General features: G+C 47.2%; 8 protein-coding genes and 3 rRNA genes. All 11 read left to right on the plus strand.

Annotated features, from left to right (window positions below):
- Positions 1-5 precede the first annotated feature (5 nt).
- The 11 genes from MKX46_RS01250 (at position 6) to MKX46_RS01300 (ending at position 16,557) form a co-directional block, all read left to right on the plus strand.
- On the plus strand, positions 6-725 hold the full coding sequence (locus MKX46_RS01250) for an ABC transporter ATP-binding protein (protein ID WP_029518437.1): 720 nt from the start codon (positions 6-8) through the stop codon (positions 723-725).
- Positions 722-1,933: an ABC transporter permease gene (locus MKX46_RS01255; RefSeq protein WP_029518436.1), complete on the plus strand. Its 1,212-nt coding sequence runs from the start codon at positions 722-724 to the stop codon at positions 1,931-1,933. The genes MKX46_RS01250 and MKX46_RS01255 overlap by 4 nt, the downstream gene beginning before the upstream one ends.
- A 239-nt stretch (positions 1,934-2,172) precedes the next feature.
- Positions 2,173-2,787 carry a helix-turn-helix transcriptional regulator gene (locus tag MKX46_RS01260; protein WP_223822107.1) on the plus strand — a complete coding sequence of 205 codons (615 nt, stop codon included), beginning with the start codon at positions 2,173-2,175 and terminating at the stop codon, positions 2,785-2,787.
- 13 nt (positions 2,788-2,800) lie between these two features.
- Positions 2,801-3,604: a pyruvate, water dikinase regulatory protein gene (locus MKX46_RS01265; RefSeq protein WP_029518435.1), complete on the plus strand. Its 804-nt coding sequence runs from the start codon at positions 2,801-2,803 to the stop codon at positions 3,602-3,604.
- A 147-nt stretch (positions 3,605-3,751) separates the two neighbouring features.
- Positions 3,752-4,729 carry a class II fructose-bisphosphatase gene (glpX, locus tag MKX46_RS01270; protein ID WP_029518434.1) on the plus strand — a complete coding sequence of 326 codons (978 nt, stop codon included), beginning with the start codon at positions 3,752-3,754 and terminating at the stop codon, positions 4,727-4,729.
- 923 nt (positions 4,730-5,652) lie between these two features.
- A 16S ribosomal RNA gene (locus tag MKX46_RS01275) occupies positions 5,653-7,208 on the plus strand.
- A 395-nt stretch (positions 7,209-7,603) separates the two neighbouring features.
- A 23S ribosomal RNA gene (locus MKX46_RS01280) occupies positions 7,604-10,552 on the plus strand.
- Between the two features lie 149 nt (positions 10,553-10,701).
- Positions 10,702-10,818 (plus strand): 5S ribosomal RNA (rrf, locus tag MKX46_RS01285).
- The 16S, 23S and 5S rRNA genes sit together here, the layout of an rRNA operon.
- 963 nt (positions 10,819-11,781) lie before the next feature.
- Positions 11,782-12,606 (plus strand): thioesterase II family protein, encoded by an 825-nt coding sequence (locus MKX46_RS01290; RefSeq protein ID WP_341070786.1) that lies wholly within the window; start codon positions 11,782-11,784, stop codon positions 12,604-12,606.
- A gap of 215 nt (positions 12,607-12,821) precedes the next feature.
- Complete coding sequence (locus MKX46_RS01295; RefSeq protein WP_081317618.1) at positions 12,822-14,717, plus strand: ABC transporter ATP-binding protein; 1,896 nt, start codon at positions 12,822-12,824, stop codon at positions 14,715-14,717.
- On the plus strand, positions 14,692-16,557 hold the full coding sequence (locus tag MKX46_RS01300; protein WP_341070788.1) for an ABC transporter ATP-binding protein: 1,866 nt from the start codon (positions 14,692-14,694) through the stop codon (positions 16,555-16,557). Before MKX46_RS01295 ends, MKX46_RS01300 begins: the two co-directional genes overlap by 26 nt.
- Positions 16,558-16,607: the final 50 nt, after the last annotated feature.

Consider the following 16,607-nt stretch of genomic DNA (forward strand, 5'->3'; position numbering starts at 1 on the left):
CGGGTATGAGATACGTCATTCAGATTGAGGATTTGAAAAAAGTGTACCATGTCGGAGATCAGGAAATTCATGCTCTGCGTGAGGTTCAACTTGATATTGCTGACGGTGATTTTGTTGCGATTATGGGACCGTCTGGATCAGGCAAGTCCACGATGATGAATGTTATCGGCTGTCTGGATTTACCTACGTCAGGACAATTTTATTTGGACGGCTATTCGATCTTAGATGCCCGTGAGGATGAACTGGCTATTATACGTAATCAGAAAATCGGATTTGTATTTCAAAAATTTCATTTGCTCCCGCGATCAACGGCTCTGGAGAATGTGGAACTGCCTATGATTTATGCAGGTATTCCTGTCAAGGAGCGTCGTTTGCGGGCAATGGAAGCCCTCACTAGCGTAGGTCTAGGCGATCGGATGAACAATAGGCCGAACGAATTGTCAGGCGGTCAGCAGCAGCGGGTATCCATTGCCCGCGCACTTGTGAACAATCCGGTCATTCTCTTGGCGGATGAACCTACAGGCGCATTGGACTCCAAAACAAGTGTTGAAATAATGGGGATTTTTCAGCGTCTGAATGATCAGGGGAAAACGGTTGTATTGGTTACTCATGATCAAGAGGTTGCGGAATACGCCAAGCGTCTGATTCATTTTCGAGATGGGCGGATTGAAGAGGATCAGCCTGTTGGGAAACGAAGAATGGCGGCAGAGGAAGTGAAGGCATGAAGTTTAAGGAAATTATCCGTGTATCACTCAACAGTTTGCGAACCAATATGCTGCGATCTTTGCTGACCATGGTGGGCATTATTATCGGAGTGGCCGCTGTGATTATGATTGTAGCCATCGGTAAAGGATCAACGGCTACGATTACATCTCAGATCAACAGTATGGGAAATAATCTGCTGATGATCTATCCTTATGCTCCATATGATGGCTCTAGTTCCATGTCGTTCAATCAGACGAAAGGAATATCTCTAAAAGATATCGATGCGCTAGAGCAGCAAAAAGCAGTAGCAGAGGTAGCACCAAGTGCTATGACCAATGCAGATATTACGTGGAGTCGCAATAAGGTCAGCGGACAAATTGAGGGGACTTCACTGGCATTCGTTCATGTGAGAAAGCTGTCACTAGCTCAAGGCAGGTCGTTTACCCACTATGAAGTGGATAAACAAATGAATGTGGCCGTGCTTGGGAGTGATGCGGCCCGTAATATTTTTGGTCCGGATGCCTCCAGAGCGGTCGGTGAGACGATCATGATCAAACAGCTTCCTTTTAAGGTGGTCGGTGTGCTGGCAAATTCCAATTCCAATATGAGTAACAGCGGTCAGCAGGTATATGTACCGATTACAACGGGGATGGAACGGCTAGGCAATATGAGTATTCAGCAGGTGAACGCCTCTGCAACATCAGAGGAGAAGATTGATCAGGCAAGTGCAGAAATTCGGCAGGTGCTTCGTGTCAGACATGAGCTAAAGCCATCAGAGGGCGATGACTTTCAGATCATGACCCAGACGGAAATCTTAAAAACAGTGTCCGGGGTTGATCGGATTATGAATATGCTGCTGGCCGGTGTAGCTGCAATTGCGCTTGGCGTTGGAGGTGTCGGCATTATGAATATTATGCTGGTGTCCGTCACGGAACGTACGAGGGAGATCGGGATTCGTAAAGCGATTGGTGCGCAACGTAGTGATATTATGCTGCAGTTTGTGGCTGAGGCTGTTTTTCTCAGTCTGATGGGTGGACTAGTTGGCGTAATGGTGGGTCTCGGAGGTGCAAAACTGCTTGAGAAATTCGTCCAAATGCCGATTGTGTATTCGATAGAGCCCGTGCTTTACTCTTTTCTGTGCTGTATGGCAGTCGGAGTGTTGTTCGGAGTATATCCGGCGCGGAAGGCGTCTAAGCTGCGTCCAATTGATGCTTTAAGATACGAATAAGAGAGCGGGTACTTCGCCTTACTCGAAAGAGCAGGGTGTAAAGTGCCCGTTTTTTTGTGTTGAATAAGTGTTTTAAATGATAAAAAGACATGAATAACCACTTTAATTTTATATATGTGATGTTTTATATGCTTTTTAAGGTTGATTTATTGTTATATATGACGTATTATATTCAATATTAGATCGCAAGAAAAAAAGGAGGGACGTTCATCATCGACCTTACGGCAAGACAAGTAGAAATTTTAAACATCGTACAAAAGCATGCCCCAATTACCGGGGATCAGATTGCGGAAATGCTTAATCTCAGTAAGGCGACCATTCGGACCGACCTATCCAAATTGGGTATTCTGAATTACATAGATGCAAAGCCCAAGGTCGGATATTTTGTTGGAAAGCGGGGCACGCCGAACCGGGAGGAAAAATTCCGGCTATTGCAAATGAAGGTGGGCGATCTTCACGGGGTTCCAGTCATCGTACGTGAAACAACAACGATTCAGGAAGCTGTTGTAGCTCTCTTTTTGGAAAATGTGAGCAATTTGATCGTTACCGATGAAGACGGAGATTTGGCAGGGGTAGCTTCCCGCAAGGATTTACTTAAGGTAACGTTAGGGAATCCCAATGCAGCAACCATTCCTGTCAGCCTAGTGATGACCCGACAGGCGAATGTTGTCACCGTTTCCCCAGAGGATACGGTATTAGAGGCAGCGCGCAAAATTATTGCCCGTCAAATCGACAGTCTGCCTGTCGTCGTCCCTTCCGACTCCGACAAGCCAGGAGAGCACTGGAAAGTCGTGGGACGTATTACAAAAACAAATATTATTAAAATGTTGCTCGATATGGTAGCAGAGGATTAATGGGAGGAATCGAATGGTTCAGGCGAGCAGTCATTTTATAGCGATCTGTTCAGACTCGATTGGCGAGACGGCAGAAGCTGTCGTACAGGCGACCATGCGCCAGTTTGAGTTACCGGACACAGAGATCAAAAGATTTATGAACGTGAGGGATGAAGACGAACTGAGCCGGGTGATGGAGGAAGTTGCCGAGCGTAGAGGCTTTGTAGCTTATACGCTGGTACAGCCGGAATTGAGAGAGGCGATGAAAGAAGAGGCTGTCCGGCTGAATGTGCGGGCTGTCGACATTATGGGACCAATGATGCAGGCGTTTGCCGATACGTTCCATAACGATCCCAAAGAGAAGCCTGGTCTGCTGCATCGACTGGACGACAACTATTTTCGGCGTGTAGAGGCCTTGGATTTTGCGGTTCAATACGATGATGGCAAAGATGTGAGCGCCATTCTCAAAGCGGATATTGTATTGCTTGGAGTATCCCGTATTTCCAAAACTCCTTTATCCATGTTTCTCGCGCATAAAGGTTATAAAACGGTCAACATACCGGTTGTGCCGGAGCTGACACCGCCTGTTCAGTTGAAGGATGTTCAGCGTGGTCGAGTGTTCGGATTAACGATCGAGCCAGAGTTACTGTTGAAAATACGCAGTGAGCGACTAAAGGTTATGGGGCTACCTAATAATGTGCAGTATGCTACAGCGACGAGAGTGGAAGAGGAAATAGCGTATGCGCAGTCTTTGTTTAAAGAGCTGAATTGTCCGGTTATTGATGTTACAGATAAGGCGATTGAAGAGACGGCAGGTTTAATTATCAGAATGTTATAGAGCCTAGTAGCTGCTCATATAACTAAAAATTAAAAACGTAGGATACAGGAGTTTAATAGATAAATAGAAAGATTGCAGCAAAGCTGCCCTAAATATATTCATTTGCTTAAGGGTAATAATTATTTTAGGAGAGGTGGAGGGATAGGTATGGAGAGTCAAATGGCATTGGAATTCGTTCGGGTAACAGAGGCAGCGGCACTGCAATCAGCACAATGGACAGGGCGTGGAGATAAGAATAGCGCAGACGAGGCGGCTACGGTAGCCATCCGCACTCATTTTAATGCGGTATCCATGGACGGCACGGTCGTCATTGGCGAAGGCGAAATGGATGAGGCTCCCATGCTGTATATCGGGGAAAGAGTAGGCAATCGCAGAGGACCGGCTATGGACATCGCTGTCGATCCACTGGAAGGAACCGAAACGGTGGCAAATGGTTTGAATAACGCTCTGTCGGTCATTGCTGCTGCACCTCGTGGTAGTCTACTCCACGCTCCGGATATGTACATGCAAAAAATGGCCGTTGGCCCGGCGCTGGCTGGAAAGCTGTCACTTGAGGACCCAATCCCGACCACATTGTCAAAAGCTGCACGAGCACTCGGTAAATCCTTGCCTGATCTTACCGTGTCCATTCTGGATCGTACACGGCACGCCGGGATTATCAAGCTTCTGCGGGAAAGCGGAGTTCGTATCAAATTGCTAGGCCATGGGGATGTGATGGGCGCGATTGAAACATGCCTGGATAGCGGTGTAGACTTGCATATCGGTTCTGGTGGCGCTCCTGAGGGTGTATTGGCCGCTGCAGCGCTGAAATGCATGGGCGGAGAAATACAGGGCCGTTTGTTGCCTCATGGTGAAGAAGAGATTGAGCGTTGCAAACGTATGGGCATTACTGATCCTGGCGCGTTGCTATCTATGGATGATATGGTCGGACGGCAAGGCGTGATGTTTGTGGCTACAGGTGTAACACCTGGAGAGTGGTTGCAGGGGGTTCGTTCTCTTCCCGGCCACAGAGCGGAAACTCATTCAGTCGTAATGCACTCGGATACAAAAACGATTCGCTTCGTGCGGAGTATCCATCATACAGCTGATTCTTCCGGTACGCTTGCGGTAGCGGCATCTTCTTGAACATTGAAGTCATGGCTTATAGTTCAATAAAACAGCGGTATCTAGGACTTATCCAAGGATACCGCTGTTTTTCATATTTTAGGGTCAATCTAACTGTCATAGAACAGATGAAGTTATCAACTCCATGGAATAAGAATCGAGTATACCTCACTTTTATTGAGTGACGTAAACATAATTATCTTTGTCATGCATCTCTCTTTAGTCTACTTCGTAATTTCTTAACCCTCTAAATGATCTACTAAATGTATATCCAACAATATACGTCTATCTGATTATTGTTTAAGGTATGAAGTACCTTGGCCCTAAAAGTTTGATAAATTCCTCTGCTAGAATAGATCAACCTTCGAAATCATCCGAGAACTAATTTGGAAAAGCAAATCCTTATGTAAAATTAGAATAACACATTTAAGTAATACTTCTGTCTATTGGGATTATGAATTACTTTGGTCTAATATCTATAGTTATCTATCAAAAGGAATTAATTGCAAGTAGAATTAATTTGGTATACGTGTTAAATTACTAGTCCAGCCAATAAAACAAGATCAAAGATTTTTAATAAGTTTGAACAAGCTGGGAACTTTTACAGATAGACTTAATTGCTTTAAATTGATATATTGTTAGTCTAGCCCGAAAATGATTATTCAATAATATGGGGTGGATGACTCGCCTGGAATTATTTACAGGTTGATTGAATTAGTTGAAAATGTTATATTTTTGTTCTGGCTCAAACGAAGCCGAATGATAATTTGATCTTTGAAAACTGAACAACGAGTGAGTACGGATTTTGCTTGCAAAATCCAACGCTGAAATTTTGGTACATGCCATCCAGGCTGTATAAGATGGAAGCAAACAAGAGATATTTTTATCTCGTCAGTTTCAAAATGAGCTTATCGCTCTTTCTATAAACCAACTTCGGTTGGTCTTTAATGGAGAGTTTGATCCTGGCTCAGGACGAACGCTGGCGGCGTGCCTAATACATGCAAGTCGAGCGGGGTTATTTAGAAGCTTGCTTCTAAATAACCTAGCGGCGGACGGGTGAGTAACACGTAGGCAACCTGCCCACAAGACAGGGATAACTACCGGAAACGGTAGCTAATACCCGATACATCCTTTTCCTGCATGGGAGAGGGAGGAAAGACGGAGCAATCTGTCACTTGTGGATGGGCCTGCGGCGCATTAGCTAGTTGGTGGGGTAAAGGCCTACCAAGGCGACGATGCGTAGCCGACCTGAGAGGGTGATCGGCCACACTGGGACTGAGACACGGCCCAGACTCCTACGGGAGGCAGCAGTAGGGAATCTTCCGCAATGGGCGAAAGCCTGACGGAGCAACGCCGCGTGAGTGATGAAGGTTTTCGGATCGTAAAGCTCTGTTGCCAGGGAAGAACGTCTTGTAGAGTAACTGCTACAAGAGTGACGGTACCTGAGAAGAAAGCCCCGGCTAACTACGTGCCAGCAGCCGCGGTAATACGTAGGGGGCAAGCGTTGTCCGGAATTATTGGGCGTAAAGCGCGCGCAGGCGGCTCTTTAAGTCTGGTGTTTAATCCCGAGGCTCAACTTCGGGTCGCACTGGAAACTGGGGAGCTTGAGTGCAGAAGAGGAGAGTGGAATTCCACGTGTAGCGGTGAAATGCGTAGAGATGTGGAGGAACACCAGTGGCGAAGGCGACTCTCTGGGCTGTAACTGACGCTGAGGCGCGAAAGCGTGGGGAGCAAACAGGATTAGATACCCTGGTAGTCCACGCCGTAAACGATGAATGCTAGGTGTTAGGGGTTTCGATACCCTTGGTGCCGAAGTTAACACATTAAGCATTCCGCCTGGGGAGTACGGTCGCAAGACTGAAACTCAAAGGAATTGACGGGGACCCGCACAAGCAGTGGAGTATGTGGTTTAATTCGAAGCAACGCGAAGAACCTTACCAGGTCTTGACATCCCTCTGACCGGTCTAGAGATAGATCTTTCCTTCGGGACAGAGGAGACAGGTGGTGCATGGTTGTCGTCAGCTCGTGTCGTGAGATGTTGGGTTAAGTCCCGCAACGAGCGCAACCCTTATGCTTAGTTGCCAGCAGGTCAAGCTGGGCACTCTAAGCAGACTGCCGGTGACAAACCGGAGGAAGGTGGGGATGACGTCAAATCATCATGCCCCTTATGACCTGGGCTACACACGTACTACAATGGCCGGTACAACGGGAAGCGAAGCCGCGAGGTGGAGCCAATCCTAGAAAAGCCGGTCTCAGTTCGGATTGTAGGCTGCAACTCGCCTACATGAAGTCGGAATTGCTAGTAATCGCGGATCAGCATGCCGCGGTGAATACGTTCCCGGGTCTTGTACACACCGCCCGTCACACCACGAGAGTTTACAACACCCGAAGTCGGTGGGGTAACCCGCAAGGGAGCCAGCCGCCGAAGGTGGGGTAGATGATTGGGGTGAAGTCGTAACAAGGTAGCCGTATCGGAAGGTGCGGCTGGATCACCTCCTTTCTATGGAGAATCGTTTCCTGCGATGGAAACATTCAAATTAGCAGGTATAACGTACCTGCGACCGGATATTCAATTCGGTTCATCACATTCATGTGAATGAAATGAATATCCTGAACTTACTCACTCGTTGCTCAGTTTTGAGAGCTCAAACTCTCAAGCTTCGACGAATACTTCATTCACACGTTCGTGTGGAACCGAAATATTCATCGGGTTTCGCTTCGATGAAGCGAATTGCACCTTGAAAACTGGATACCGAAACGAAATTGCGTTTTAGAATATTCCTTTAAGCTGATCTTGTGTAAACAAGTGAAATAAAGGTAGCTGCCTTGAATTTCATTCACACGTAAGTGTTGAACCGAAATTCAAAGCAAATCGTATTTACGATGTAAATACTAGGTTAAGCTACAAAGAGCACACGGAGGATGCCTAGGCGCCAGGAGCCGACGAAGGACGTGGCGAACAACGATAAGGCCTCGGGGAGCTGTAAGCAAGCTTTGATCCGGGGATGTCCGAATGGGGAAACCCGGCTGTCTTCATCGACAGTCACTTTCTGCTGAATACATAGGCAGAATAGAGGCAGACCAGGGGAACTGAAACATCTAAGTACCCTGAGGAAGAGAAAACAATAGTGATTCCGTCAGTAGCGGCGAGCGAACGCGGATTAGCCCAAACCATGGAGCTGGCTCCTTGGGGTTGTGGGACGTCTCACATGGAGTTACAAAGGAACCGGTTAGATGAAGAGGTCTGGAAAGGCCCGCCAGAGAAGGTAAAAGCCCTGTAGTTCAAAACTTGTTCTCTCCGAGACGGATCCCGAGTAGTGCGGGGCACGTGAAACCCCGTATGAATCCGGCAGGACCATCTGCCAAGGCTAAATACTCCCTGGCGACCGATAGTGAAGCAGTACCGTGAGGGAAAGGTGAAAAGCACCCCGGAAGGGGAGTGAAATAGATCCTGAAACCGTGTGCTTACAAGAAGTCAGAGCCCTATGATATTTTCCTTTGGAAAAATCACGGGTGATGGCGTGCCTTTTGTAGAATGAACCGGCGAGTTACGTTCCCGTGCAAGGTTAAGGTGAAGAGCTGAAGCCGCAGCGAAAGCGAGTCTGAATAGGGCGAATTGAGTACGTGGACGTAGACCCGAAACCGGGTGATCTACCCCTGTCCAGGGTGAAGGTGCGGTAACACGCACTGGAGGCCCGAACCCACGCATGTTGAAAAATGCGGGGATGAGGTGGGGGTAGCGGAGAAATTCCAATCGAACCCGGAGATAGCTGGTTCTCCCCGAAATAGCTTTAGGGCTAGCCTCGGAAAGAAGAATCGTGGAGGTAGAGCACTGATTGGGTGCGGGGCCCGCAAGGGTTACCAAGCTCAGTCAAACTCCGAATGCCATAGATTTAGTTCCGGGAGTCAGACAGTGAGTGCTAAGATCCATTGTCGAAAGGGAAACAGCCCAGACCATCAGCTAAGGTCCCCAAGTGTGTGTTAAGTGGGAAAGGATGTGGAGTTGCACAGACAACCAGGATGTTGGCTTAGAAGCAGCCACCATTGAAAGAGTGCGTAATAGCTCACTGGTCGAGTGACTCTGCGCCGAAAATGTAACGGGGCTAAACACACCACCGAAGCTATGGCTTGATGCTTGCATCAGGGGTAGGGGAGCGTTGAATGCGGGTTGAAGGTGTACCGTAAGGAGCGCTGGACTGCATTCAAGTGAGAATGCCGGTATGAGTAACGAAAAGATCTGTGAGAATCAGATCCGCCGAAAGCCTAAGGGTTCCTGAGGAAGGTTCGTCCGCTCAGGGTAAGTCGGGACCTAAGGCGAGGCCGATAGGCGTAGTCGAAGGACAACAGGTCGAAATTCCTGTACCACCGTAATCCGTTATGAGCGATGGGGTGACGCAGTAGGGTAGTGACGCGGACGGATGGATGTCCGTCTAAGCAGTGAGGCTGGTGTGTAGGCAAATCCGCACATCGTTAAGGCTGGGCTGTGATGGGGAGCGAAAATTGTAGTAGCGAAGGTCATGATCTCAGACTGCCAAGAAAAGCCTCTAGCCAGGAGAAGGTGCCCGTACCGCAAACCGACACAGGTAGGCGAGAAGAGAATTCTAAGGCGCGCGGAAGAACTCTCGTTAAGGAACTCGGCAAAATGACCCCGTAACTTCGGGAGAAGGGGTGCCTCGGTAGGGTGAATAGCCCGAGGGGGCCGCAGTGAAAAGGCCCAAGCGACTGTTTAGCAAAAACACAGGTCTGTGCGAAGCCGCAAGGCGAAGTATACGGGCTGACGCCTGCCCGGTGCTGGAAGGTTAAGGGGAGTGGTAAGCCCTTCGGGGCGAAGCTATGAACCGAAGCCCCAGTAAACGGCGGCCGTAACTATAACGGTCCTAAGGTAGCGAAATTCCTTGTCAGGTAAATTCTGACCCGCACGAATGGCGTAACGACTTGGGCGCTGTCTCAACGAGAGATCCGGTGAAATTTTAATACCTGTGAAGATGCAGGTTACCCGCGACAAGACGGAAAGACCCCATGGAGCTTTACTGCAGCTTGATATTGAATTTGGGTACGATCTGTACAGGATAGGTGGGAGCCGTCGAACTTTGAGCGCCAGCTTGAAGGGAGGCATCCTTGGGATACCACCCTGATCGTATCTAGGTTCTAACTTGGTACCGTGAACCGGTGCGAGGACAGTGTCAGGTGGGCAGTTTGACTGGGGCGGTCGCCTCCTAAAGAGTAACGGAGGCGCCCCAAGGTTCCCTCAGAATGGTTGGAAATCATTCGAAGAGTGCAAAGGCAGAAGGGAGCTTGACTGCGAGACCTACAAGTCGAGCAGGGACGAAAGTCGGGCTTAGTGATCCGGTGGTACCGCATGGAAGGGCCATCGCTCAACGGATAAAAGCTACCCTGGGGATAACAGGCTTATCTCCCCCAAGAGTCCACATCGACGGGGAGGTTTGGCACCTCGATGTCGGCTCATCGCATCCTGGGGCTGAAGTAGGTCCCAAGGGTTGGGCTGTTCGCCCATTAAAGCGGTACGCGAGCTGGGTTCAGAACGTCGTGAGACAGTTCGGTCCCTATCTGTCGTGGGCGTAGGAAATTTGAGAGGAGCTGTCCTTAGTACGAGAGGACCGGGATGGACGTACCGCTGGTGTACCAGTTGTTCCGCCAGGAGCACCGCTGGGTAGCTATGTACGGAAGGGATAAGCGCTGAAAGCATCTAAGCGTGAAGCCCCCCTCAAGATGAGATTTCCCAATTAGTAAGACCCCTTGAAGACGACGAGGTAGATAGGTTGGGGGTGGAAGTGCAGTAATGCATGGAGCTGACCAATACTAATCGGTCGAGGGCTTATCCTAAGATAAGACGCAAATGAGTTTCGGATCCAGTTTTCAGGGTGTAACCTTGAAGGTATGTAGAAATACATACGAAATACGCATTGAAATTCATTCACACAGCTGTGATGAACCGAGTTTCAATACGGTAGAATTTGCATAGCAAATTCATGTTTGGTGGCGATAGCGGAGGGGTTCCACACGTACCCATCCCGAACACGACCGTTAAGCCCTCCAGCGCCGATGGTACTTGGACCGCAGGGTCCTGGGAGAGTAGGACGTCGCCAAGCACGATAAAAAGAGCACAGCCTTAATGGGCTGTGCTCTTTTTGTATACCATAAGGCTTTCGCATTTTGGAAATTATATATACATGAACCCATACTTATACTCCATTCCACTAAATTAATAAGATTGGGGGATAACTACAATAAAGCTTACAACACTCTGCATATCGACCGATAGTGAAGTCAAACATAATGAAATTTATAAAGCAGCAAGTCTCCAACAACGGGGAGCCTTGCTGTTTGCCGTTACTGTTTTTTGAGAGGGTGAAAGATTAAAAGTAAGGCTATAAATTTCTAGAGAACAGGTACTTTTGAAGCGAGATAGAAACGTTTTTATTAGAGTTTGAAAAGAAAATTCATAGATTTAGGAGAGAAAAATTCAATTCGAACTGGATTTTTTAGACGAAGAGTCAGAAAAAAATATAAAAAAAATGGTTCTTTATGACTATGGAATAACAATATTTATTACAAAAATAAAGAGTTATTAATTTTGTCTTATGTGAGCTTGATACAAATCCAATCCAATATTTAGGTGATTGAAGAGAGCTGCGGAAAAAGTCGGAATTTGTCGGATGATATCAGGTTGAATTTGTTACATTTATGTTAATGGCAAGTAAAGATAAAATTGTTGTAGGATAAGGGGTTGGGACCTCAATGTAAATCAAAATGAGTTCAGTTTTACAAAATTCGTGAAAACCTGAAATCTTGTTTTAAACTAAATTAACAGATCATGATTGACAGATAACTCATACAAAAAGTGAAATTGTTGCTTTTGAAGTTTGGAAACAAATAACATAATATGGATTTTGTTTTATTTTTATGAGCTCTATCAATTTAGCCCTTTTGTCCCATGCCAAGTGGTTTTAAAGTTTGTATATTTAAAAACAGTTAGAAAGTGTTGGAAGAAAAAAAGAGATATAAGGATTTACTGTAAAATTATGAACTGCATAGAGGATGGAGGAATTCTTATGACAACTCGATCACAATCTTGGTTCGCGAAAACAGAGGTCCAACCGACTATGAAGCTCCAACTATTTTGCTTTCCCTACGCCGGTGGTGGTGCTTATATATTTAACTCTTGGAAGTCCAGGTTTGCGCCTGACATTACCGTGTTGCCTATACAACTTCCAGGACGTGAAAGCCGCTCAACAGAAGCTCCAATGGATACTCTTCAAGACATCGTTCAATCGTTGGTTCCAGCTATGGCTCCATACATACATAAGCCGTTCGCTTTTTTTGGACACAGTATGGGGGCACTGATTGCATTTGAAACAGCACGGCAATTGTACAGCAAAACTGGAAAGCTACCTGAGCATATCATCATATCCGGTAAATCCGCACCACATATTCCATATTCCAAAAAACGACTCCATGATTTAGCAGACGATTCTTTCACCGAAGAGCTTCGTTTGATGCAGGGAACACCTGAAGAGGTGCTGCAAAATGCAGAATTGATGCAAATTATTATGCCTCGTCTGCGTGCAGATTTTAAGGTATGTGAAACTTATGTTTATCAGCCGGGAAATCCATTGATATGTCCGATGACTGTTTTAGGCGGAATGAAGGATTTTGAGGTTAGCACAGATTCACTGCATGCCTGGCAACAGCATACGACATCACCTATGGATGTTCGAATGTTCGAAGGTAATCACTTTTTCATCCATGAACAAGAACAAGAGGTTATGAGCACAGTCGAGAACATTCTTTCTACATCCTCGCCGATGGCCCACGCGGCGGGAGCTCATACAGCTTACAACACAAGCACCCTACAACCACGATTCAGACAGAGTTAAATGTCCCACACATCACGATACACTTCGTTATTACCATCTCAGCAACAATCAACAACCAACCCACACCAAGATGCAAATTCCAGCATAGTTCAAAATCGCATTTTATTCTGTACGGATACTCATGCATCCAAACCCAGAGTTTATCTCAACGACGTCCACAGCCAATATAAAAAGTTCGCACTGAAAAAGTGTGGGCAGCGAAAAGAGGGATGCCCTTGTTTCGATTAAATTCTGCTTTTCGGAGACTCGCACGTTATGTAAGGCCGTATAATCTATGGGTTTTCATAACGGTGATCACCTCCTTGTGTTTGGCAGCTATTGACATTATTTTGGGTAAGGCCATTGAGCAAATGGCACAGGGGACATTCTCCTCTACCCAGAACATGATCTATCTGGTTGTTGGTATGACGCTAATTGGAATGCCCTGTAAGTTTGTGATGAGGTACGCTTCAGCGCGATTTAGTGTTAGTGCTCTGCGCGACTTGAGAGGCGATCTCGTACATAAGTTTTGCGATTTACCGGTTTCCAGCGTGGAAAGGAAATTTACCGGAGATTTGGTATCCCGTCTAACCAATAATACGGCAGTATTACAGAACTTTTTTATCCAGCAGTTTGCCAATCTGTTCTATTTACCGCTCGTGTTTACGGCATCACTCATATTGCTTTTACTGACAAGCTGGAAACTGATATTGGCAAGTCTTGCGCTCATGCCAATAGGAATGATCATAACATCACTAATGAGCAAGCCAATTGAAAAATACTCCGCGGATCTTCAGGAGAAAATTGCTCATTTGAACGCTGTGGGGCAAGATGCAATCGGAGGAATCCCTATCGTCAAGGCATTCAATATGCAAGCTGTGCTGTTGAAGAAGTATATGGTGATTATGGAGGAGGTCGTCAAGCGCGGCTTACGGCTAGAAAAGCGCTATGCAGCCATTACTCCGGTAGGTGTGATGATGCTAGCAACACCGATTATTTTGGTCATTGTATACGGAGGATACCTGATACAACATGGAGAGTTGAATGCTGGAGGCATTGTACTTTTTTTATACCTGATTTCGTTCATATTGCAGCCGATTGCCATGCTGCCGACGATCATTTCGCAAATGAAGGAAGCGGGTGGAGCCGCAAAGCATTTGTTTGAGGTGCTGGATTGGCAGAATGAACGTCAGGACGGCGAAATGACCTTGGTAGATCAGAAGCGAGAGAATAGGGCGCCTCATTTGAAAGACGATGCAGATGGGGAAGCCAACCGAATGAGTGAAGGCGGAGCAGAAAGTGATGATGACGTTGATAGTGTTGCTGTAGTCAGCTTTGAGCATTTGACCTTTGGCTACGATGAAGGGAACACAGTGCTGAAGGATATCAGCTTCCAGGCAGGGCAAGGGGATATGGTCGCGATTGTCGGTGCCAGCGGTGGGGGTAAAAGCACGATTTTCAAGCTGCTTTGCGGATTTAATGAACCTGGAGAGCATGCTGGAACCATTCAACTATTTGGAAAGAGTTTGACAGATTGGAATTTAACAAGCCTGCGCAGTCATATTTCGATGGTATCTCAGGAGCCGTCGCTTTTTCCGGCCACCATTGCAGAAAATATCGGATATGGACGTTTGGAGGCGACTCGAGAAGAAATTGTCGAGGCGGCGAAAGCGGCACATGCGCATGATTTTATTGTTCAACTTCCCGAGGGCTATGAAACCCTGTTGAGCGAGCGGGGAGGCGGATTGTCTGGCGGTCAAAAACAGCGTATTTCCATAGCAAGAGCATTATTGAAAAATGCTCCGCTACTTCTATTGGACGAGCCGACTTCAGCACTCGATAGTCAGTCGGAGGCTCAGGTGCAGAATGCGATGAATGCGGTAATGCAAAACCGGACGGTACTGGTCATTGCTCATCGACTGTCAACCGTACGTCAGGCGAACCGCATTATTGTACTCGATCAGGGGAGCATTGTGGAATCGGGTTCTCATGAGGAATTACTGGGTCGTGATGGTGTGTACCGAAAGCTGTATTTGAAAAATTTTGAAGAAGAACAGCATACGGCGGAAAACGGTAATTCGTTGCCTGAGGAAAGGGGTGAGCGTCGTGACCTTCAAGCAGGGGTTTTATGAATTTAAGCAGTTGATGTCCCTGATGAAGCCGCACCGAAAATGGTATTTTACCGGGCTGGTTGGCAATAGTCTGACCAATGCCAGCATCACGATTTTACTTTCTTTTGTGGTGCATTATTTGCTGAATTTCGCGGTTAATGGCAATGTACAGGAGCTATACCGAGCGGTCTATTTGGTCAGTGGTACATTTTTGGCATTAAGTCTTATCTCCCCCCTGTGCAGCTATATGTATAAACGGTGTGTAAAGCTGGCGATTGCTGATGTACGAATGAAACTATTTGGCCACATTGTCAAGCTATCGTACGAAAAAGCCGAAAAACACCATTCGGGTGATCTTGTATCCCGTATGACGAACGATGTACAGGCGCTAGAGCAGGCTTACACCGTTCATATTCGCTCGATTATACTGGAAATTTCGCTTTTCTTGGGCTCGTTGGTCATTTTGATGGCTTTGGATTGGCGATTTGGGATTATGGCGGTTGTACTTGGGCTGGCTTCAGCCTGGATAAATGCTCATTTCGCGAAGAAAATGCGAAAGACGAGTGAAGAGTTACAGGGACGGATGAGCAGGTTCACGGAACGATTGAGTGATTTGCTTTCCGGTTTGCAGACGGTGAAGTTGTTTGGGTTGAGGACAAAGGTAGGTGGACTATGTAACGATGCAAGCGAGGACATCAATCGCATCAGCATCCGGCAGGGACGTCATATGGGCTTGCAGGATATGTGCAATTTTGTCATAGAGTTCATTACGCTGGGCGGTGTGCTTGTCGCCGGATTGATTCTGGTATCGCAGAAGCAAATGGAACTGGGAGTATTGGGACAGATTGTACAACTGCAAACCGGTATTTCAACGGTATTTTTGGAGCTAGGGGCGGCTGTAACACTGTTACAAAACTCCTTGGCAGGCTTGGCGCGTATCCGCGAAATTCTGGATGAGTCGAAGGAAGAGGAACAGTTCCCCGCGGCTAAAAAGAAGGGACCGCTGACTAGGCTTAGCGATCCCGAGACGGCAGCTTTATCAGCCCGTGAATCTGGGGAATTCTATGGCGATGTTGAAACCTTACGTTCAGACCACGCCATTGAACAGACTCCGGCTGCGCTAGAGCTGCACGACATCACCTTTGGCTATCAGCCTGACCATCCAACGCTGCAAAGGTTAAACTTGGTCGTGCCGGAAGGGCAGGTCACTGCACTTGTCGGTCCGAGTGGTGGTGGCAAAAGCACAGTCATGAAGTTGTTGCTGGGATTTTACCCACCGGATGAAGGTGTGCTGCGGGTTCGTGGTCGTTTGGCAGAAGAATTTCCGTTGGATGAGGTCAGGGATTTGATGGCCTATGTACCACAGGAGGCTACGCTGTTCCACGGTACAGTAGCGGATAATATCCGTTTTGGCTCACCGACTGCCACGGATGAGGAAGTGGAGGCTGCAGCCAAAACAGCCTATGCCAGAGGCTTCATAGCCGAGTTGCCAGAGGGGTACGACACGATTGTCGGTGAACGCGGAGCCAATTTGTCCGGCGGTCAAAGACAGCGGATTGCAATTGCCCGTGCTTTGCTCAAAAATGCACCGATTTTGCTATTGGATGAAGCGACCTCGGCTTTGGATGCAGAATCGGAATATGAAGTCCAGCAGGGCTTAAATGAGTTGATGAAGGATCGTACGACATTAGTTATTGCCCATCGATTGTCTACGATTGAACGGGCGGATACGATCTGTGTCCTTGCCGATGGCGAACTGAAAGAGCAAGGTACCCATGATCAGCTCCTTGCCGAGGGCGGCCATTATGCAGAGCTGTATGAGCTTCAATTTCGAAAGCATCCCGAGGAACAAACCGCATGAATATGCGATTTCCTTTTTACCAAATATCTATTTTGTGAGGAGAGAGACGG

Origin of the sequence: Paenibacillus sp. FSL P4-0113 (assembly GCF_038009305.1) — a bacterium.
Classification (GTDB): domain Bacteria; phylum Bacillota; class Bacilli; order Paenibacillales; family Paenibacillaceae; genus Paenibacillus; species Paenibacillus polymyxa_D.

Bases quoted from the DNA above. Each gene is read 5' to 3' on its own strand.
- MKX46_RS01250 (WP_029518437.1), top strand. From the start codon at position 6: ATGAGATACGTCATTCAGATTGAGGATTTGAAAAAAGTGTACCATGTC.
- MKX46_RS01255 (WP_029518436.1), top strand. From the start codon at position 722: ATGAAGTTTAAGGAAATTATCCGTGTATCACTCAACAGTTTGCGAACC.
- MKX46_RS01265 (WP_029518435.1), top strand. From the start codon at position 2,801: ATGGTTCAGGCGAGCAGTCATTTTATAGCGATCTGTTCAGACTCGATT.
- glpX (WP_029518434.1), top strand. From the start codon at position 3,752: ATGGAGAGTCAAATGGCATTGGAATTCGTTCGGGTAACAGAGGCAGCG.
- MKX46_RS01290 (WP_341070786.1), top strand. From the start codon at position 11,782: ATGACAACTCGATCACAATCTTGGTTCGCGAAAACAGAGGTCCAACCG.